The sequence below is a fragment of the Pseudomonas sp. 2822-17 genome (assembly GCF_002742485.1).
Lineage (GTDB): Bacteria > Pseudomonadota > Gammaproteobacteria > Pseudomonadales > Pseudomonadaceae > Aquipseudomonas > Aquipseudomonas cyclaminis.
Genome location: NZ_LJRZ01000295.1, coordinates 290342 through 311058, shown reverse-complemented (window position 1 = coordinate 311058; position 20717 = coordinate 290342). Strand labels below are relative to the sequence as shown.

Below are 20717 nucleotides of genomic sequence, written 5' to 3'. Positions count from 1 at the left end.
ACACAGAACCCTGTGGTGAGCGGGCTTGCTCGGCTACTGTGACGTTTATTGTGTCGTGGATACCTGGCACAAGGTCTGCCCACCGGGTTGCAGATAAGGTGTCAGCCAGGGGGCCATGCCCTTGAGGACCTGTACGGGCAGTGCGGAGGTGAAGGTGAACTCTTGCGCCGAACTGCCCGGCACAAACGCGGTCAGCGTGCCGAAGTGCTGCTCGCCGATGTAGAACACGAAGGTGGCGGTGCGGTTGATCGATTTGGAACTGAGCAGGCGCCCGCCGGCACCGATGGCTTCTATGCGGTTGTCACCGGTGCCGGTCTTGCCGCCCATGACCAGCGGCGTGCCGTCCGCCAGTTTGAAACTGCCGGCCACGCGTTTGGCGGTGCCGTCGTCCACCACTTGGGACAAGGCCGAGCGCAAGGCGCTGGCGACTTCACTGGGCATCACCCGTTTGCCTTTGTCGGGGTTGTTCACCAGGCGGGTGTCATAAGGCGTGCCAGCGGCGAAATGCAGGCTGTCGATACGCACGGTCGGTTGGCGCACGCCATCGTTGAGGATGATTCCCACCAATTCCGCCAGGGCTGCGGGCCTGTCGCCCGAACTGCCAATGGCGGTGGCCAGGGACGGTACCAAGTGGTCGAAGGGATAGCCGACGGCTTGCCAGCGTTGATGAATGTCGAGGAAGGCTTCGATCTCCAGCATGGTGCGGATGCGGCTGTCGCGGGCGCTTTTGTGGCGGCTTTTGAACAGCCAGCCGTAGACTTCCTGACGCTCGTGTTCACTGGCAGCGACGGCCTGGGTGAAGGTGGCGTCGGGGTGGTTGAGCAGGTACCCGAGCAGCCACAGGTCCAATGGATGGACCTTGGCGATATAGCCTTGATCCGGCAGGTCGTAGGCGCCGGGGCCGTAGTCGTTATAGAGCTTGGCCAAGCGTTCGTCGGTGAGTTTTTCCGGGGCTTTGGTGGGCAGATGGGCGCGCACGAATCGGTTGAAACTGTCCTGATTGGCCTGCGGTAGCAGGTATCGGTGCACCGCCGCCAGGCGCATGGCGGTGGGGTGCATGCTGTCGAGGAAGGTGTCGAGCCGGGCCTGGGTGTCTTTATTGCGGTAGCGCTTCCAGAACCGCAGCAGGAAAGTGGTGCCCTCGCGGTCGGCGAACTGGGCCAGGTATTCCTGGCGACGCGGGTCGTTGTCATCCTTGAGCAGCTCGGCGCTGTTGTTGGGGCCTTGATAGGTGCTGTAGCGCACCAGGTCACGCATCAGGCGAATGAACGGCAGGTTGATCGACTCACGCAGGGCCTCACGCAAGGTGGGGTTGCGCCCGTTGTCTTCGTTGCGAAAGTTATTGAAGTGATGCAGGCCGCCGCCGGTAAAAAAGCGCTCGCCGGGGCTGGCCGAATACTGCCGGTTGAGCGCCGCATCGAGCATCTTCGGCAGGCTGCGGTCGCTGTTTTGCGCCAGGTAATCCACGGCCCAGCGCGATAGGCGATCCTGCTCGTCGACGCTGACGGTTTTCAGCGCGGCGGGGGTCTGGTCGGCATAACGGTCGTGCAGCTCGCTGATGATTTGCAGGTAGGTGGTGAGCACCCGCAGCTTGGCGGTGGAGCCCAGTTCCAGCTTGCTGCCTTCGTTGATGTCGAAGGGTTGGTCGGTGTTGTCAGTTTGTACCCGTACCCGTGCGCCGTCGGCGGTCATCTCATAGAGGGTGAAGCTGTAGCGCACTTGCGCGGTGCTGGCGGGCGTCAGCAGGCGCGGGCCGAGCAGGCCGATCTGGCCGGCGAAGGCGGGATCTGCCAGGTGCTTGAGGTAGGCCGTGGCCTGGTTTTGCAGATCGTCCTGCAAGGTCGTGGTGGCGGTCAGGTCAAGGCGGTCCAGGTCGTACAGCGGGCGGTTGAGCAGGGCGGCCAGGCGACTGCGGGCGACGCTGATGCCTTTGTTGGTTTCAATCGGTTGCATCGTCGGCTGTTGCTGCCAGTCGCGATAACTCACCCGGCTGGCCAGGGCGGCGTCCGCCAAGGCCGGTTCGATGACGTTGTTCTGCGTCAGCAGGCGGATATGGCTGTCGGTCAGGGTTTCCAGTTCGGCGTGGCCTTTGGACAGGTAATGGGAAGGCCGACGCTGGGCGATCATCAACGACAACACCTCGCGCAGCGCCACACCTTTTTGCGCGAGGTGTTGCGCGGAGTTGTCGGCGAGCAGCGCGTTGGTGCGGTTGAAGTCGGCGCCGTACCACACCCGCAGGCCTTCGGCCATGCCATGTACTTCGCCGTGGCCGGGCACGGCGGACAACGGCACGCTGTTGAGGTAGTCGCGCACAATGTTCTGGCGCGCCTGCAAGGTCTGCGGGCCGTCCTGATACGCGCGCACGCTGGCGGAAAACATCTGGCGCAGTTTCTCGCCGCCGGACAACGTCAGGCCGTCGGGCGAGTGGCGGTATTTTTCCAACTGGGTGGCCAGGGTGCTGCCGCCCGCCGTCTGCCCCGGCAAATGCAGCAGCTTGGCCACTTGTGACCAGGCTGCCTTGGCGAAACGCGGCCAGTCCACCGCCGGGTTGGCTTCAGGTTGCGCCGGGTCGAGCAGGTCGCGGTTTTCGATGAACAGCAGGCTGTTGACCACCACCGGCGGGATCGCGGCGAAGTCCTGATACGACTGGTGTGGATAGGTGAAGCGGTACAGCGGCTCGGCTCGGCAGTCGCTGATCGACAGGCCCGCCTGGATTTTCTCGGCATAGGGCACGAACAGGCCCCGCTCGGTGTACGCCATCAACGGTGCTGAGAATCGCGCCTGACGATCAATCAGGTAATTGCGCTTGAGCAGGCGCGGCAGGAATTCATCCAGGTCGCTGTAGCCCAGGCGTTTGTCGAAGGGGCCTTCACCGGGATAGACCATGGCATCGCTGGGGCCGGGCTCCAGCGTGTAGCCGAGCGTCGCGGCCAGGTGACTCAGTTGCTGCGCCTGCCAATGCGACGTGCGCATTTCGCGCTGGGCGGCGTAACCCGCAGCGATCAGCGCGATTACCAGCAGCAGCCACACCATTCGCCACCGATACAACGGCTTGCGGGGGCGTCGTGGCAATGGCTGTTCATCCAGGCTGTCGGCGGGAGCCGCAGCCTTGGTCGAATCGGTTTGCCATAAAGCGCCCATAGTCGATTGATCCATCCCGGCAGATTGATCGGACTTGATTGAAGCTTAGACGCTGATTGGCGCAGCCGAGAAAATTGTCGGCGTGGGCGGCGCTATCCGGCTACCACAGTCGGGGCGACGGTCTTCCTTAACGTACAGGGTTTATCGGACCCAACTCCGGGGCCGTCATCAGGAAGCCCACCCCATGCCGGAAACACCTTCATTACGTCGCGGCCACATCAAGCAAGTCGTCAGTCTGTTTTCTGACGCCCCAACACTGCGGGAGGTGGCGATCGAGCAGGTACAGGCCACGCTGGATCGACGGTTTGGCAGCTGCAACTTTCTCGCCGAGCGGGTCGCCATCGGCACCCCAACCCAAGCCGACCAGCACCGCTACAGCCGCCTTGCGGACGAGGTCGTGCTGCGCCTCACCAGCGCACGGCCAGTGCGGTATGTCGAGGGTTACGATCAAGTCTTCTTGCACCAGCGCGAAGTCTATGTGAAGGGTGGCCCGCCATTGGCGGACATTGAAAACCTCGTCAACCAACTCGGGCCGGACCTGTTGGACGCCTGGCTTGCACGACTGCAGGGCTGGTGGCGTGAGACGCTGCCGGTGAACATGACGCGATGGGGCTATCTGTCCGACGATTGCCTGGCGTTGCTGTATGACAGCTCGCCACCACCGGGCATGGATGCGCAGCAATTCGCCAAGGTTTTTCCAGCCACGGAATTACGTGCCACTCGTCCTGATCGGCAATGGAGCCTTCACGGCGCTTCGTTGCAGGTCTGGACCGTACACGTCCGGCCCAAGGGCACGCTGCAGACTCCGCAAATGCTGCCGCTGTTGATCCTCGACCATCGGTTGTTCGGCGCCGAGTTGCGTACGTTGTTGCTGTTCAGCCTGGCGACGGGCGTTCAGCCGCTTACGCGCCTGGAGGACATCGAGGCGTTGATCCCCGACTACCTGAACGAGCGTCTGGCCGGTCAGGCGCTCGAATGGTTTGTTCAGGAGCCCTGGGGCGATCCGTTCGACGCCCTGGCCGCCAGCTATGCCGAACGCCAGCGGGCGGATGTGTTGGCCATCGACTGCACCGTGCCGCGTACGCCCAGCGAATTCCAGCAAATGCTCGACTATGTGACGGACCCTATGCGTTGGTTCGAATCAGTGCTAACGCCGTTTCAGCAACGGCTGCAGGACCAACTGCCGCTGTGGCTGATCCATGCGTCGACGGCAGACAGCCTGGCCTACGCCCGCGCGCTTGAGGTTCTGGTCGTGGCGCAGGCTTCGGCGGGCGGGCGGACTTTTCTTGACGGCATCGCGCCGATTCGGACCTTCGCCGCGCGAGCCCTGACGCAGTGCCTGCACAAGGAGCGCAGGGCCAACGGCGTCGAGCCGGATGACATCAAGCTGACCTACCGGATTGTGACCGCAGCCATGACGCCGGGCGGCTTTGCCAGCGGTGACGTGCGTCACGTGACCCTGAGCCTTACGGACCTGGCCCTGGAGAATCTCGGTGGTTTCCCTCATTTGCCATCAGCGATCACCCTCAAGGGCAATCCCGCGCCTGCCTGGCTGACGGCGACGTTGCTGAAGGGCTGCGTGACCGAAGTGGATATTGGCCAGGCGTACCCGCAGTTGCTCAAGGACACATTGATAGACGATGGCGCCGAACGGTTGCGCCGCGAAGCGTTGTTTATCCAGCAAGTGCGCGCCCAATTGCCGCTGCTGGCGGTGCAGATGAAGATCAACGCCGAGAACGGCATGACCGAGGCCGGGTATCGCCTGGTGCAGGCCGCCGTGATGCAGCAACCTGAGGCGGCGTTATGGCCGTTGGCATTCAGCGCCACGCCCACGTCCACCCCGGACACGGTGGTGAATATGTATGTGATTGGCGCCCGGCATTCCGAGTTGGGGCCGCACGTGCTCTACCAACCGTTGTTCAGCCCTTGCCTGCAAGAGTTTGCATCCGCCCAAGCCTTGTTCGAGGCGATCAAGGCACCGGGACCCTTGCAGGACCTGGTGCTGGCCTGGCTGCCTGCGACGCGCCGGGCGGTGTATGCCAATGGCGGTTTTCAGGAGCCGCATGTGCGGCACTTTCTGGCCGGCGATGAGTTCACCACCCCCGAGCGCCCGGCGCCGGCTCAACTGAGCAAGTCCCTGGAGAGCGGTGACCCGTTGCCTCAGGTGTTCGCCGCCACGGTTCAGGCGCTGGTCAGCCTGGCGCAGCGCCAGTCGGTGTCCAACGCCGAGCAGCGTTGGATGACGTTGAAAGAAGCTGGGTGGTTGCTGTTCAACAGCGTTTTGCCCTTTGTCAGGGGGCCGGTGGCGCTGGCGGGGTGGATGGTTCAGGTGATGGACAGTGTCTATCAGGACGTGCACGCCATCAGCAGCGATGACGCGGCAGCCCAGGCCCAAGGGGTCATGGACCTGTTGACCAACCTGGTGCTGATTCTGGCGCATCGGGCGTCGCCCCACGAATGGCCATCGACGCTGGCGTTGCAACATCCGGCCTTCGAGCCGACACCGCCAAGAGTTGCGCCGACGACCGTGGTCCGCGGCCCGCTCGACGTGCCCTTGCGCTCGCCCAGTGGCTGGAGCAATGCACGCGACACCCTCACGCCGCCCCTGCAAGCCCGGCTCGAACGGCTGAGCCTGAGGGCACTGCCCTTGTCTGAGCGATTGCCGGGGGCGCAGGTCGGCGGGCGGCTCGATGGGGTGTTGTTCAACGCCGCCGCACAACCGCCGCAGTGGCAGGTGCCGGTGCGCGGCCATGTGTACCGGGTCAAGGTCACTGATAACAGTGTGCGGGTGATCAGTGCCGATGGTCGCGAGCTGGGGCCATGGCTCAGGTTGTTGGACACTCGCGTCTGGGACGTGGATTTGCGCCTGCGCCTGCTGGGAGGGCAGGCTGACAAGCCGGTGGCTGTGCCGGACACGGCGTCGCGCTACGAGCAACTGGAACGGGAGTACCGTCAATACACTCAGCGTCGGGAAGCGGCGAATCGTGCAATGACCGTGGCTCGTCAGCTGAAATCCAGTGCCGACCCGCGCATCACCGAACAGCAGCGCGCCACGGCCGCCGACCGATATGCTCAAGAGCTGCGAAACAAGCTGGACGCTTCATTGCTGGAGTTGCAGAGCCTTAAAGGCTTGCGCGCCCTCAAGCCACGCCCGGGCTATGAAGGTGAATTGTCGACGTCGCTTGAGGGGCTGATTCGTAACCTGTGGCAGTTGCAGTCGCTGGCCCGTGATACGACCGCCGCTATCAATGCCAGGATCTTGTCGCTGTTGGACCAGGTGCAGTTCGAGACAGCGGAGGAGGCCCTGTCGGATATCAATCAACAGGCTCACCGCACCTTGGGCGAGTGTATGCGACAGGTGGCGGACAGCAATGAAAATGCCATCGACTTGCGCGTCCGAGAACTCGATTTCCTGCAGGAATTGAAGCGCGTACCCAAGTACGGGGAGAACAAGGTCCGCGCGTTGCTGTTGGACCAGCCGACAGGCCCGACGGTACTGGAGTTGCAGTCATTGCAGGTGACGACCCTGTGGGCGGTGGCGCTCAAGGCCGAAGGGCCGAGGCTGGACGATGATTTCTTCCAAAGCCTGGATGACACGGTTCATCGCGCACGCTGGGCCAGCAGTTCCCTGGCGCAACTGGACGAGCTGGCGCCCCAGAGCCCACAGTTGCGTATCGAGTTGTTGGAGAGCTTCAGCCGCGTCTACGCGCTGACCGATGACCGCATCGAATTCTGGCGAGCGATGGAGCCAGACAAATTCCACCTGGGCTACCTGGATAAATTGCAACGCTTGTTCACTCAACTGCGCGCGCAAACCGAGCGTCAACTGGCCGCCGCCCTGACCACCGCGAACCCTGAGCCGGTCGCTGCCTCGGCCCCTGCTGCCGCCCCTCGTGCGGTACGCAAAAGCATCATCCGCACCCGCAACCAGGACATGTATGTCGCCCGCCTCACGTTGGCGACGGACGAACAGCCGGTCGAGCTGGCCGAGGTGATGGATAACCAGGACACCGTGATCGCTTCGTTTACCCACGCCGCCGATGGGGTGTGGGAGCCCGTCACCAAGCCTGCTCCCAAAGGCGCTGCCCCGCTGCCCAACCTCAACCGTTTGATTGAACAGGGCAAGGCGTTGCAGGGGGCAGTGGAGCAGGCAATTGCCGAAGTGCTGAAAATGGCGCGCAACGCCAACGAGCCCCAGTCGCTGCAGGACATTCTGGAGCAGCGCGCCGACACGTTGCGCCAGTGTGCCGACGCCATCCACCAACGCCTGCAGCACACCGAGCCGGCCCCCCTGGCGGCTACCCAACAGGCTCGGGCCAGAACCGTGGCCGACGAGTTGCGAGCTGGGGCCAGTCGTTTGTCGGAGCAGGGTTTGCAGGCTCGCCTGAATGCCATCAAGGCGCGTGCGCCCACTCAGTCGGGCCTGGAAGTGCTGGTCAGCCACCGTGAGGCGCGCATTTTGCGCCAAGGCGGGCGGATCGCGCTGGCCGCCAACGCCAATGATTGGTTGCAGACCTATGTGGTGATGGATGTGCACACGCGGCAGGCCTTGTGCTACGGGCACTTTCACTATGAGCGCCAGACCGGGCCGGACGATCATTTCACCGCTGCGCACCTCAAGACACCGGCGCAGCATCGCATGGGCAAACAGACCCAGGCACAGGTCCAGGCTCAGGCTTTCGCCCGCATCCAGGCCGGGCAAGGCGGGCGGGCGGTGCAGACACTGGAGATTCATCGCGGCGAGATCAACCTGAGAATGGCGCGCAAGTTGTTTTTCGACGCGCCGTTGTGGACGCAGGAGTGGTAGGCGCAGGCGTGTATTTGCGTGAAATGGCGCACCATTGCTGTGCGATACTCCAACTGTGCAATCGGATTTAGACGGGAACTCCCGCTGAATATTGCCATTTATAGAGTGAAAATCACTGGGTTGAGCTTTTTATACTGCACTCCCTGATCTGGCCCGGCCAGACCGGTTTACCCAAGAAGTGAAACGGGAACCGTACCTCGTGACAGACCCGTCGCGAGGTATCGGAGTCGCAGGCTCATATCCAATAATAAGACGAGGTTGTATCCCTATGCCAGTCGGCAATCACCTGCCCCAGGGCGAAACCGCTTCGGGCGGCCCGCTCAAACGCGAACTGGGCGAGCGGCATATTCGCCTGATGGCGCTCGGCGCCTGTATCGGTGTCGGCCTGTTCCTCGGTTCGGCCAAGGCCATCGAAATGGCCGGTCCGGCCATCATGCTCTCCTACATCATCGGTGGCCTGGCCATCCTGGTGATCATGCGCGCCCTCGGCGAGATGGCTGTGCACAATCCGGTGGCCGGCTCCTTCAGTCGCTATGCACAGGATTACCTCGGCCCGTTGGCGGGTTTTCTGACGGGCTGGAATTACTGGTTCCTGTGGTTGGTGACCTGCGTGGCGGAGATCACCGCCGTGGCGGTGTACATGGGCGTGTGGTTCCCCGATACGCCGCGCTGGATCTGGGCCCTGGCGGCCCTGATCAGCATGGGCACCATCAACCTGATCGCGGTCAAGGCCTTCGGTGAGTTCGAATTCTGGTTCGCGTTGATCAAGATCGTCACCATCATTGCGATGGTGATCGGCGGCGTAGGCATCATCGCGTTCGGTTTTGGCAACGATGGGGTGGCGTTGGGGATTTCCAACCTGTGGGCCCACGGCGGCTTCATGCCCAATGGTGTGCAGGGTGTGCTGATGTCTCTGCAAATGGTGATGTTCGCCTACCTGGGTGTGGAGATGATCGGCCTCACCGCCGGTGAAGCGAAGAACCCGCAGAAGACCATTCCCAATGCCATCGGCTCGGTGTTCTGGCGCATTCTGTTGTTCTATGTCGGCGCGCTGTTTGTGATTCTGTCGATCTACCCATGGAACGAAATCGGCACCCAGGGCAGCCCGTTTGTGATGACCTTTGAGCGCCTGGGCATCAAGACCGCTGCCGGCATCATCAACTTCGTGGTGATCACAGCGGCGCTGTCGTCGTGCAACGGCGGCATCTTCAGCACCGGGCGCATGCTCTACAGCCTGGCGCAGAACGGCCAGGCCCCGGCCGCGTTCGGCACCACCTCCAGCAACGGCGTTCCGCGCAAGGCGCTGCTGTTATCCATCGGCGCGTTGTTGCTGGGCGTGTTGCTCAACTACCTGGTGCCGGAAAAAGTCTTCGTCTGGGTGACCTCCATTGCCACCTTTGGCGCGATCTGGACCTGGGTGATGATCCTACTGGCCCAGCTCAAGTTCCGTAAGAGCCTGAGCCCGGCCGAACAGAAAAACCTCAAGTACCGCATGTGGCTGTACCCGGTCAGTTCGTACCTGGCACTGGCCTTCCTGGTATTGGTGGTGGGCTTGATGGCGTACTTCCCGGACACGCGTATTGCACTGTATGTGGGGCCGGTGTTCCTGGTGCTGCTGACGGTGTTGTTCTATGTGTTCAAGTTGCAGCCGACGAACGCGGCGGTGCGTTCAGCGGCCTGATAGCCAGACGGACAACAAAAAGCCCCTTGATCGGGGCTTTTTGTTTTTCAGGCCTGGGCCATTTTTGTAGATTGGTTCAGGCGTTTGTTGAACTCCAGCCAGGCTCCCAGCAAGGCCATCAAGGCAGTGCCTGCCAGAGCGGTCAAAATCTGCATGGCGAACGCATCACCGGCCATGGCGTTGACCATGTCCGCCAACGGTGCCAGCAACACGCCGAGGCAGAACACTTCCAGAGAGTAACGGCCCATGCGGCAGGTTTGTTGCGCCAGCCAGTTTTGCGTCCAGCCGCGGCCCGGCAGCAGTTTGGCGGTGACGTAGGCCAGGGCCAGGAAGTGCAGCAACCGCACCGGCGACAGGTCGGTCTTGCTGATGGGGTACAGCAAGTCACTGAGGGCCGATGGCATCCACGCGTCATGGATCTCGGGCCAGCGCCACGACAGGGTGATCACGCCAGCGGCCAGCACATAGGCGGCTGCGGCGAGGAATAACGGCTGCCGGGATAAGGCCTGGTTTTGCAGCGGGCGTGGCCGGCTGGCATGAATCGCCGCTGCGCCGCCGAGCACGAACAGCAACTGCCAGGTGACCGGGTTGAAGTACCACACGCCGTCGGCAATCGCCCGCAGGTTCCAGCCCATCCACGGCGCCAGCAGGTACACCGTCATCGACGCACCCACCACCAGCCAGGTCTGGCGCAGCAAGAGCGGCAGCACCAGCGACAGGCCGGCCAGCAGCACGATATACAACGGCAACGGGTCCATCAGGTTGGGCTTGAAGCGCAGTAGCAACTCATCGGTCAGCGCCTGCTGCGGGTGGGTGACGAAGTGCGTCAGGCCCATCTCTTCGACGAGGTCGCGGGTTTCCACATGGCTGTTGGCGAAGAACACGATGCCCATCAGCATCGCCAGCAAAAAGATATGCACCACGTACAACACCCAGGTCCGGCGCAGGATCTTCAGGCCAGCCATCCAGTAACCCTCGCGCTGCAGGACCTTGCCGTAGGCCAGCACCGAGGCATAGCCGGCCAGGAACACGAACACTTCGGCGGCATCGCTGAAGCCGATGTTGCGCAAGGTGATTTGACCGAGGGGGTTGTGGGGGACGTGATCCCAGAAAATGAAGATCAACGCCAGGCCCCGAAAAAAATCGATGCGCGGGTCGCGTCCGTTCAGCATGGCAGCGGGCTCTTGAACAAGTAGGTTTATTAAGGACAGGCAGGCGGCGGTGATGTCGTACGCCGTGCGTCGGGCGGGCGCAGGTTGGCGGTATTTGTAAGCAATTGCAAAGGTTGGGTATTACTGAATGTCTCAATTGCGCGCACGACCTTAACGGCATGTGAATCTCCTTGTTTCAACGATGCCGTCGATGGTCCGGTTCAGCAGAGGGGGGTTAGAACGCGTCCATCAGGCGACTGCTGACTCATGCGGCTCAAAACTGTCCGCCCGCGCCATCTGCCACATCCGCGAATAGAACTCGCCGTTCACCTCGCCCGTCAGCAACTCCCCTGGCTTGAGGAACACATGCAGTTGCGAGAACAACTTGATCTCGGTCGCTGACATGCGTCGCACCAAATGCTTGGCTGACAGCTGCGACGGATGATCCAGGCCCGCCGCCGCGAGCATTTCTGCCAACGCCTTGAGGGTGTTGCGGTGGAAGTTGAACACGCGCTGGGCTTTGTCCGGCACCACCAGGGCGCGTTGGCGCAATGGGTCCTGGGTGGCGACGCCGGTCGGGCATTTGTTGGTGTGGCAGCTTTGCGACTGGATGCAGCCGATGGCGAACATAAAGCCGCGCGCCGAGTTGGCCCAGTCGGCGCCGATTGCCAGGACGCTGGCGATGTCGAAGGCGCTGACGATCTTGCCGCTGGCGCCGAGCTTGATCTTGTCGCGCAGGTTCAAGCCCACCAAGGTGTTGTGCACAAACAACAGGCCTTCACGCAGCGGTACGCCGATATGGTCGGTGAACTCCACGGGCGCGGCGCCGGTACCGCCTTCCTTGCCGTCGACCACGATAAAGTCGGGCAGGATGCCGGTCTCCAACATGGCCTTGGCGATGCCCATGAATTCCCACGGATGGCCCAGGCAGAACTTGAAACCTACCGGCTTACCGCCAGACAGTTCGCGCAGCTGGGCGATGAACTGCATCAGTTCGATGGGCGTGGAAAACGCGCTGTGGCGCGACGGTGAGACGCAGTCTTCGCCCATCAGGATGCCACGGGTTTCGGCGATTTCTTTCGTCACTTTATGCTTGGGCAGGATCCCGCCATGGCCAGGTTTGGCACCCTGGCTCATCTTGATTTCGATCATGCGCACCTGCGGGTTCTGCGCCTGCACAGCGAAACGTTCCGGGTCGAAACGGCCATCGCTGGTGCGACAGCCAAAGTAGCCGCTGCCCAGTTCCCAGGTCAGGTCGCCGCCGTTTTCACGGTGATAGGGGCTGATGCTGCCTTCGCCGGTGTCGTGGGCAAAGTTGCCCAGCTTGGCGCCATGGTTGAGCGCCCGAATGGCGTTGGCGCTCAGGGAGCCAAAACTCATTGCCGAGATATTGAACACCGACGCCGAGTACGGCCGCGTGCATTGCGGGCCGCCGACCATCACACGAAACGTGCTGGGATCGCTCAGCGGCGCCGGGCGCATGGAGTGGCCGATGAATTCGAAGCCCGACTGGTACACGTCGATGAGGGTGCCGAAGGGTTTGTCGGCGGTTTCGTTCTTGGCGCGGGAGTAGACCAGCGAGCGTTGCGAGCGGGAGAAGGGCAGGGCGTCGCTATCGGATTCGAGCAGGTACTGGCGGATTTCCGGGCGAATGGCTTCCACCAAATAACGGATATTGCCCAGGATCGGGTAGTTGCGGCGCACCGCGTGGGGGCTTTGCAGCAGGTCGAAAATGCCGATCAGGCTCAGCACGCCGGTGACCAGTGTGATGGGCCACAGCCATTCATGTTCGATAAAGGGGAGGCTGGCGAGGGTAAAAATGACGCACACAGCAAAAAAGGCGTAGCGGCTTAGCAAGGACAGGCTCATACGGTTTCCTTGGTTCGGACTCTGAGGTCGATGGGGCATTCTGCGCCAGTCCGGAAACCACAAACAACCTGGGGGTTTATTCTTCATATGCCGCCCCGGTCGTTTCTTATTGCAATCGGTTCTCGTTTGGAGGCTTATTTGGTGTTACTGTATAACAATCAAGTCGCAACCAAACGCCCCCGGAGGCCCCATGAAAGCTGGTATCCATCCCGACTACCGCACAGTGCTGTTCCACGACACCGCTGCCGACGTGTTCTTCCTGATCGGCTCCACCGCCGACAGCGATCGCACCCATCAACACAGCGACGGCAACACCTACCCGTACATCCCGCTGGACGTATCCAGCGCGTCGCATCCGATCTACACCGGCCAGCAGCGCAAGACCCAGGTCGAAGGCCGGATTGCCGGGTTCAACAAGCGCTTTGCGGCGTTTGGGTCGAGTCCGAAAAAAGCCGAGGCGTGAGCATGATGCGGCGGCGTGCCCTACGCCGCCGTCTGCCGAATCGGCAGCACCACGCGAAACCGCGTGCCTTTGCCCAGCTCACTGCTCACGGAGATATCGCCACGGTGTTTTTTGACGATGCCGTAGGAGAGTGACAACCCCAGCCCCGTCCCTTCGCCCACTGGTTTGGTGGTGAAGAATGGATCAAAGATTTTCTGCATGGCCTGCGGGTCAATCCCGCAGCCGTTGTCCGCCACTTCCAGCCACACGTTCTCACCTTCCACGCCGTTGCTGATGGTAATGGTGCCGCGCTCCGGCCCCATGGCTTGCGCGGCGTTGATCACCAGGTTCATGACCACTTGGTTGAGTTGCGAGGCCAGGCATTCGATTTCCGGCAATGGCGTATAGCGTTTGATCACGTCGGCCTTGTACTTGAGCTCGCTGGCGACGATGTTCAGCGTGGAGTCGATGCCCTGCTGCAGGTTTGCAAATTGCCAGGTCTGGTCATTGTCGACCCGCGAGAAGTTTTTCAGGTCCTTGACGATTTGCACCACGCGCCCGATGCCTTCCTTGGACTCCCTGATCAACAGGGGAATGTCGTCCTTGAGAAAATCCAGTTCCAGTTCGGTGCGCAGGGCTTTGAGTTGCTCGCCCTGCGCGAGGCTGTCCTCGGCCAGCCGGTAAGCTTCCAGCATCTGTTGCAGCTGGTTGAAGTAGCCATCGAGCGTGCTGAGGTTGGACGAGATAAACCCCACCGGGTTATTGATCTCATGGGCCACGCCCGCGGCCAACTGCCCCAGGGATGCGAGCTTTTCCGACTGTACCAGTTGGCTTTCCAGTTGCTTGCGCTCGTCGATTTCCACTTGCAGCGCCAGGGTGCGCTGTTCCACCAACTGCTCCAGGTGGGCGGTTTGCAGTGAGGCGCGGCGAGCCATGTCCCATTTGTTGGCCAGGGTATTGGCCATCTGCTGGACTTCGATGTTGTCGAACGGTTTTTTCAGGATCAGCAAACGATCGTAGCCTTGCAGGCGATGCAGCAGGTCATCCCAGGAATAATCCGAATACGCGGTGCACACCACCACTTGCAGGCCAGGGTCGACTTTCCACAACTCTTCGATGGTCTTGGCCCCGTCCCAGCCTTGGGGCATGCGCATGTCCACAAACGCCAGGGCATAGGGCCGGGTTTCTGCCATTGCCGTGGCGAGCAACTGCAGGCCTTCCTCTCCGCCATAGGCCGAGTGCAGCTCAAAGGGTTGTACCGTGGGTTTGCTGGTGTCGCCGAACAGTGCCGACTCCATATCATCCAGCGCCTGGTTCGATTCACCGGTGGGCATCAGGATCTTGCGGAAATCGTCGTGGATCGACGGGGTATCGTCGATCAACAAAATGCGCCGGTTAGGTGGTTGGTTCATGGCGGGCTTCCGGCAAGGGTCAGAGGAATCGTCAAGGTGAACACTGCGCCCAGCCCCGGCCCGTCGCTGCGGGCGCTGAGCTGGCCGTGCATTTCCACGGCGGCCAGTGCGCAACTGTGCAGGCCGAAGCCGTGGCCCTCCTTGCGGGTGGTGAAACCGTGGGTGAAGATCCGGGTCATGTTCTCGGCGGGGATGCCTTCGCCTTCGTCCTTCACGCTGATCTGCAAGGTGGCGTCGTCCAATTGTTGCACCGCCAGGGTCATCTGCCGTGGCCGGTCGGTGAGGTTGGACATGGCGTACTTGGCGTTGCTGATCAGGTTGACCATGATCAGCAGCAACCGGTGTTTGTCGGCCATGATTTCCGGCACTTGCGCATATTCCTTGACCACTGTGACGTGGTGGCGGCTCAGCGCGCCGGCGTTCATGCGCAGGGCGTCTTCCATCAGGGCGCTGATATGCACCGGCTCCATCAGCGTGGATGCACCGGCATAGGATTGCTGGGTAGAGACGATGTCCTTGATGTGGTCAACGCTTTTGCTCAGTTGCGCCAGTTCATCGGCCATGCCTTGCTGTTCGATGGCAATGGCCTCCACCAGTTGGTTGAGGTAGCCCGGCAGCAGCTTGCCCTTTTCATCCTGGGTCAGGAAGGTGCCCAGGTCAGCCGTGTGTTCGTTGATCAACTGCATGGCCTTGCCCAATCCCAATGCCTTGCTGCTGCGCAGTTTGCGGGTGACCAGGTCGGCGGAGATATTCACGCTGTTGAGCACATTGCCAACGTTGTGCAGCACGTTGGTGGCGATCTCCGCCATGCCGGCCTGGCGGGCGCTGTCCAGCAGTTCGCTCTGGGCATCCTTGAGCTGCTGGGTGCGCCGTTCCACCCGTTGCTCCAGGGTTTCATTGGCTGCTTGCAAGGCGCGGTTGACCCGGTTGATCTCGGCGAAACTGCGCAGCAGGCGCACCGCCAGATAGAGCAGCAATACCACCAACAACGTCGAGAAGATCAGCAGGTAGAGGTGGTATTGATGGTCGATCAGGTCGGCGGCTTGCTGGTCCTGATTGAGGTGGTTGTTCAGCTCGTCCAGGCGGTCGGCCACGGGGACTGCGGCAATGCGTTCGAGCAGGCCGTTGACCACCGGCTGTTCGCGCAGGATCAACGAGATGTGGTTGCTGAGGATCTCCACCGGGGCCTGGAACTCAATCGGCAGGCGATCTTTGTTGATCGCCAGCTTGCCCAGGCCCACCAGGATATCGGCGGCGCGCTCGTCGCTGGTGACCTGGGCGAATTCAAGGCTGCTGAGCAGAAGATCGTAGGTGTCGGTGGCCACATCTTGCAGTTGCAGGCGGCCTGCGTCGTCAATGCGATTGAACTGCGCCTGGATGTCATCTTCGGCGGTCGGCAAAAACGCCAGTGAGTTGCGCAGCACGGCATTGTGGGATTTGAACTGGTCGACCAACCGGGCTTTTTCCTGGATGGCTGCCTCATACGCCTCTGTGCTGGCCTTCCAGCGGGGCAGGTCTTCGGGGTCGTGGTAAGTCGCGTCACTGCCCAGTTTGGCCCACAGTTGTGTCATGTCCGCGAGCGGCGTAACCAGCGGGTCATAGTTGTGGGTGAGCGCGATCCGCGCCTTGAGCACTTCGCTGTCCCATTGGGCATTGAGCTGCTTGAGCTGGCGGATCAAGTCCCGTGACTGGGTATAGGTGGCCGTTTGGTCGCGGGAGGACTTGAGGTACAGAAATACCAGTGTCGAGGCCAGCAGCAGGGCGATCAGGCCGAGCAAGAGTTGGCTGGTGCGGCGGCGGGTAAGGGTCATAGAGGCTTGCCCGCCCATTCGCCGGTCAAGGTCTTGAGAAACTGGATGATCAGGTCTTTATCTTCCTGGGACGGGTTGCGCCCCAGCTGGTACTTGAACATCACGTCCACCGCCTCGGCCAGGGTCTTGGCCGAGGCGTCGTGAAAGTACGGCGCGGTGACGGCCACATTGCGCAGGCTGGGCACCTTGAACACATGGCGGTCTTCTTCGTCCTTGGTCAGCAGGTAGCGCCCCAGGTCTGATTCGACCGGGTTGCCGCGCGCCTTGAAGTAGTCACCCATCACCCCGAATTTCTGGAACATATTGCCGCCGATATTCACGCCCTGATGGCAGGCGATGCAGCCGTAATCCTTGAAACGCTGATAGCCGTATTTTTCCTGCCTCGTGAGGATGTCGGTGTTGCCCAGCAGGTATTGGTCGAAGCGCGAATTGGGGGTGAGCAGCGTGCGTTCATAGGTGGCCAGGGCGTTTTGCACATTGGCTGCGGTGACGCCGTCGGGGTAGGCCTGATTGAAGGCGTTCTGGTAGGCGGGCAGGGCGGTTAGATTCTGCACCACGGTTTTCCAGTCGCTGCCCATTTCCGCCGGGCTGATGACCACTTGCTCGACCTGGGCTTCCAGCGTGTCCACCCGGCCATTCCAGAACTGCTTGAAATTCAGGCTGGCGTTGAATACGGAGGGGGTATTGATCTCCACCGGTTTGCCGTCGAAGCCGATGGAGAAAGGCTTGCTGTCAGCACCCCCCGCTTCCAGCTGATGGCAACTGGCGCAGGAGAGCGTGTTATTCACCGACAGGCGTGGCTCATTGAACAACTGGCGACCCAGTTCGACTTTGGCTGCGTCCAGCACCGGCACTGGCGGCAAAGGCTTGAGCGCCTCGTCCAGGGGGGCGGCCGGCAGTGGCATGCTGAGTCCCACCATGACGGCCAGACCCAAACCATAGGTTGCGACTTCATTCAAGCGAGCACTCCTTGCAAGCGTGGGGCTATTGTCGGGTTATCGGCATCGCACGGCCGACCTGCAGCAACTGGGCGAAATCTTTCGCCGGCACGGCTTTGCTGAACAGAAAACCCTGGCCTTCCTCGCACTCCAGCGTTTTCAGGAAGTCCAGTTGTTCGGTGGTTTCCACCCCTTCGGCGATGATATTGAGTTCCAGGCTCTTGCCCATGCCGATGATCGCCGTGATCAACTGCGCGTCCTGGCTGTTGGTGTTCAAGCCCCGTATGAAGGATTGGTCGATTTTCAGCACATCAATGGGAAAGCGGCGCAGGTAGCTGAGGCTGGAATAACCCGTGCCGAAATCATCCAGTGCCAGGCGCACGCCCATGGCCTTGATTCGCTGCAGGATATCCACGGTTTCGTCGACGTTCTGCATCAGCACGCTCTCGGTGATTTCCAGCTCCAGTTGCGCCGATGGCAGGCCTGTTTCCTTGAGAACCGCCGCCAGGTTGTCAACGAAATCGCGCTGGCGAAAGTCGATGGCCGAGATATTCACGGAAACGCGCAAGGGGGGGAGGCCCATCACCCGCCAAATCTGTGCTTGCTCGCACGCCTGGCGCAGTACCCATTGGGTCAGCGGAACGATCAAGCCGCTGTCTTCAGCCACTGCAATGAAATCAGCCGGGTTGACCCACCCCGAGCGCGGCTGGAACCAGCGTATCAGCGCCTCCGCACCGACAATGTTGCCGGAAGCCAGGTCCAGTTTTGGCTGGTAATGCAACACAAATTCATCGCGTTCCAGTGCCTGTCGGATCGCGCTTTCCAGGTTTTGCTGGTGCTGGGCGCGCAGGTTCATGTCTTCGGTATAGAAACTGAAATTATCCGGGCCGCGTTCCTTGCTGGTGTGCATGGCGGTTTCGGCGTGCTTGATCAGCTCTACGGCGTTGCCGCTGTCATTCGGGTAAATACTGATGCCCAGGCAGGCGGTGACGCTCAGGTCATGCCCCGCCACATGGCGGGTGGCGCTGATAGTTTTAAGCAGCTTCTGGGCAATGTGCTGGGTTTGCTGAGGATGCTGGACATCGTTGAGCAGGATCACAAACTCGTCGGTGCCATAGCGAAACACCGAGTCCGACGCACGCACTGCCGCGATCAGGCTTTGGCTGACCTGCTGGAGCACTTCGTCGCCTACCGGATAGCCCAGGGCGTTGTTGATACGTTTGAATCGGTCCAGCCCGATAAACATCACCGCCAATTGCGTGTCATGTCGACGGCCCAGCGCAATGGCCTGGGTCAGGCGGTCGCCCAGCAGCGTGCTGTTCGGCAACTGCGTGAGCGCGTCGTATTGAAGCAGGTGCGAGACCTTGAGCAATTCCTGCACCCGTTCTTCGATGGTGCGCTCCAAGCCAAGCATCTTGAGCGCGACGTCCTGGGCGAGCTGCCATTTCCAGGTCAGCGCGCTGGCCATCTGGCGGATCTCCAAGTGGTCGAAGGGTTTTTTCAGGATCAGCAACTGGTCGTTGTATTTCAACCGTGCCTCGATGGCTTCGAAAGAGTAGTCGGAGTAGGCCGTACACAGGGCGATCTGCAAGTTGGGATCGGCGTTCCACAGCTGTTCGATGGTGTGAAGGCCATCCCAGCCGGGCGGCATGCGCATATCAATGAACACCATGGCGTAAGGCGCGTTGGCGGCCAGGGCCTGGTTCACCAACTCAAGGGCTTCCTGCCCCTGGTAGGCAGAGTCGAGCACAAATAACTGGCGCGGCGGGGCGGCTGTGGTGCCGAACAGGGTTGCTTCGAGGCTGTCCAGGGTCTTTTCGTCGTGTACCGCCGGGCAGAGAATCTTGCGAAAGTCTTCATGGATCGAGGCCGTATCATCGACGATCAGGATGCGACGGTTGGCCCGCCCTGAACTCGGGTTCATGACGCTCTCCTCACCTGCAAAGGGGTCGACTGCATAACGATTCCTTCCCTGGTTCCATTGCTGCGCGGGGCGCGGACCTGCTGTGTCAGCATAGTCGGGTTCCCTTGAAATTGGCGGCCAGTTGGCGTCAAATCAACCCCGCGCGTTAAGCGAGGTAAGACGGCTTGGCACAAGGGTTCAATTTAGCTCAATTCAGTTTAATTGGAAGGCGCAGCACGCATGGATGAACAACTGGCTACGAAACCCACAGTCTTGCTGGTCGACGATGAAGAGTCGATCCTCAACAGCCTGCGCCGCCTGTTGCGCGGCCAGCCATTCGATGTGGTGCTCGCCGGCAGCGGTGCCCAGGCCCTGGAAATCATGGCCGCCCAGCCCATCGACCTGGTGATGAGCGATGCACGCATGCCCGGCATGGACGGCGCGCAGTTGCTGGCCGAGGTTCATCGCCTCTACCCCGCCACCAGCCGCATCCTGCTCACCGGTTATGCCGACCTGCCGACGATCATCAAGGCGATCAACGAAGGGCAGATCCACCGCTATATCGGCAAGCCCTGGAATGACGAGGAACTCAAGCTGATCCTGCAACAGGCCCTGGAGCATCAGCGCCTGGAGCGCCTGACGCATCAGCAGAACGAGCAGCTCAAGCTATTGAATTCCACCCTGGAAAAGCGCGTGGTGGCACGCACCAGTGAGCTGCAACAGACCGCCGACATGCTCGACCTGGCCTACGACGAACTCAAACGCAGCTACGTGACGGGCACCGAAGTGTTTTCGCTGCTGGCCAACCTGCGTTTACCCAAGGACAAACAAACCAACCGCCCGTTGATCGATCTGATCCGGGTCTACTGCGCCGCCCAGTCCATGGACGAAGCCAGTACCCGCGACCTGGCCATGGCGGCGGCGCTGTACAACATTGGCAAGCTGAGCTGGAGCGACAGCATGTTGGTTGAGCCGGCCGACAAGCTGCACAGCACCGATCGCGAGCGTTACCGCGGCTACCCGGCGCAGAGCGAATCGCTGTTGATGACGCTGGAGCCGATGAAGGATGCGGCGCGGATGATTCGTCATCATCAGGAGCGCTGGGATGGCAGCGGTTTTCCCGATCACCTCAAGGGCGAGGCGATTCCGTTCGGTGCTCGCCTGCTGAAACTGGCAGTGGACTTCATCGAGTTGCAAAAAGGCCTGATCCTCGAACGGCGCCTGAACAGTGATGAAGCACTGTTATATATCCGCAAATATGCCGGGCGCCTCTATGACCCCGAGCTGATCGAGGACTTCGTCCAGGCCTGCGCGGCGTTTCTCAGCGACGTGACCTTGGGCGATCCGACCGTCAAGGTCTTGAGCACGCGTGAGCTGGCCGCCGGGATGGTCCTGGCGCGTAATCTCAATGCCGACAACGGCATGCTGCTGCTCAACGCCGGCAAGGTGCTGAACCTGCCGCTGGTGGACAAGCTGATTGCTTTCGAGGCGATGGAAGGGGCCAAGTACAGCGTATTTATCAAGGAACCGGAGGAGGCGTGAGCCGCGTTCCATTACTGTTC

11 protein-coding genes are annotated in these 20717 nt (G+C 61.4%); 4 read left to right on the top strand and 7 right to left on the bottom strand.

The window, feature by feature from the left end; translation table 11 throughout:
• Positions 1–45: 45 nt before the first annotated feature.
• On the bottom strand, positions 46–3141 hold the full coding sequence (locus AOA60_RS05510; RefSeq protein WP_099583522.1) for a transglycosylase domain-containing protein: 3096 nt from the start codon (positions 3139–3141) through the stop codon (positions 46–48).
• 184 nt (positions 3142–3325) lie between these two features.
• Here AOA60_RS05510 and AOA60_RS05505 point away from each other — a divergent pair, with 184 nt between their 5' ends.
• Positions 3326–7948 (top strand): hypothetical protein, encoded by a 4623-nt coding sequence (locus AOA60_RS05505; RefSeq protein ID WP_099583521.1) that lies wholly within the window; start codon positions 3326–3328, stop codon positions 7946–7948.
• A 268-nt stretch (positions 7949–8216) separates the two neighbouring features.
• Positions 8217–9629, top strand: a complete 1413-nt coding sequence (locus AOA60_RS05500; protein ID WP_099583520.1) for an amino acid permease — start codon at positions 8217–8219, stop codon at positions 9627–9629.
• A gap of 47 nt (positions 9630–9676) precedes the next feature.
• Here AOA60_RS05500 and AOA60_RS05495 read toward each other — a convergent pair whose 3' ends face one another.
• Entirely contained in the window at positions 9677–10801 is a 1125-nt protein-coding gene (locus AOA60_RS05495; RefSeq protein ID WP_099583519.1) for an OpgC family protein, read from the bottom strand.
• Between the two features lie 228 nt (positions 10802–11029).
• Entirely contained in the window at positions 11030–12649 is a 1620-nt protein-coding gene (locus AOA60_RS05490; protein ID WP_099583518.1) for an FMN-binding glutamate synthase family protein, read from the bottom strand.
• A gap of 190 nt (positions 12650–12839) precedes the next feature.
• Here AOA60_RS05490 and AOA60_RS05485 point away from each other — a divergent pair, with 190 nt between their 5' ends.
• Entirely contained in the window at positions 12840–13112 is a 273-nt protein-coding gene (locus tag AOA60_RS05485; RefSeq protein ID WP_099583517.1) for a type B 50S ribosomal protein L31, read from the top strand.
• A gap of 20 nt (positions 13113–13132) precedes the next feature.
• On the opposite strand, the gene AOA60_RS05480 is transcribed toward AOA60_RS05485, so the two are convergent.
• The 4 genes from AOA60_RS05480 to AOA60_RS05465 all read right to left on the bottom strand — a co-directional run bounded on the left by AOA60_RS05480 (position 13133) and on the right by AOA60_RS05465 (position 19176).
• Positions 13133–14503, bottom strand: a complete 1371-nt coding sequence (locus AOA60_RS05480; RefSeq protein WP_099583516.1) for an ATP-binding protein — start codon at positions 14501–14503, stop codon at positions 13133–13135.
• Positions 14500–16314 (bottom strand): DAHL domain-containing protein, encoded by a 1815-nt coding sequence (locus AOA60_RS05475; protein WP_099583547.1) that lies wholly within the window; start codon positions 16312–16314, stop codon positions 14500–14502. Before AOA60_RS05475 ends, AOA60_RS05480 begins: the two co-directional genes overlap by 4 nt.
• Positions 16311–17234: a cytochrome-c peroxidase gene (locus tag AOA60_RS05470; RefSeq protein ID WP_099583548.1), complete on the bottom strand. Its 924-nt coding sequence runs from the start codon at positions 17232–17234 to the stop codon at positions 16311–16313. Before AOA60_RS05470 ends, AOA60_RS05475 begins: the two co-directional genes overlap by 4 nt.
• Positions 17235–17298: 64 nt before the next feature.
• Positions 17299–19176 (bottom strand): bifunctional diguanylate cyclase/phosphodiesterase, encoded by a 1878-nt coding sequence (locus AOA60_RS05465; protein ID WP_099583515.1) that lies wholly within the window; start codon positions 19174–19176, stop codon positions 17299–17301.
• A 219-nt stretch (positions 19177–19395) separates the two neighbouring features.
• Between AOA60_RS05465 and AOA60_RS05460 the strand changes: the two genes are divergently transcribed.
• Positions 19396–20697, top strand: a complete 1302-nt coding sequence (locus AOA60_RS05460; protein ID WP_099583514.1) for an HD domain-containing phosphohydrolase — start codon at positions 19396–19398, stop codon at positions 20695–20697.
• Positions 20698–20717: the final 20 nt, after the last annotated feature.

What these genes read in the sequence shown, in the direction of transcription:
- AOA60_RS05510 (WP_099583522.1), bottom strand. Translation starts at nt 3,141, where the DNA reads ATGGGCGCTTTATGGCAAACCGATTCGACCAAGGCTGCGGCTCCCGCC.
- AOA60_RS05505 (WP_099583521.1), top strand. Translation starts at nt 3,326, where the DNA reads ATGCCGGAAACACCTTCATTACGTCGCGGCCACATCAAGCAAGTCGTC.
- AOA60_RS05500 (WP_099583520.1), top strand. Translation starts at nt 8,217, where the DNA reads ATGCCAGTCGGCAATCACCTGCCCCAGGGCGAAACCGCTTCGGGCGGC.
- AOA60_RS05495 (WP_099583519.1), bottom strand. Translation starts at nt 10,801, where the DNA reads ATGCTGAACGGACGCGACCCGCGCATCGATTTTTTTCGGGGCCTGGCG.
- AOA60_RS05490 (WP_099583518.1), bottom strand. Translation starts at nt 12,649, where the DNA reads ATGAGCCTGTCCTTGCTAAGCCGCTACGCCTTTTTTGCTGTGTGCGTC.
- AOA60_RS05485 (WP_099583517.1), top strand. Translation starts at nt 12,840, where the DNA reads ATGAAAGCTGGTATCCATCCCGACTACCGCACAGTGCTGTTCCACGAC.
- AOA60_RS05480 (WP_099583516.1), bottom strand. Translation starts at nt 14,503, where the DNA reads ATGAACCAACCACCTAACCGGCGCATTTTGTTGATCGACGATACCCCG.
- AOA60_RS05475 (WP_099583547.1), bottom strand. Translation starts at nt 16,314, where the DNA reads ATGACCCTTACCCGCCGCCGCACCAGCCAACTCTTGCTCGGCCTGATC.
- AOA60_RS05470 (WP_099583548.1), bottom strand. Translation starts at nt 17,234, where the DNA reads ATGGTGGGACTCAGCATGCCACTGCCGGCCGCCCCCCTGGACGAGGCG.
- AOA60_RS05465 (WP_099583515.1), bottom strand. Translation starts at nt 19,176, where the DNA reads ATGAACCCGAGTTCAGGGCGGGCCAACCGTCGCATCCTGATCGTCGAT.
- AOA60_RS05460 (WP_099583514.1), top strand. Translation starts at nt 19,396, where the DNA reads ATGGATGAACAACTGGCTACGAAACCCACAGTCTTGCTGGTCGACGAT.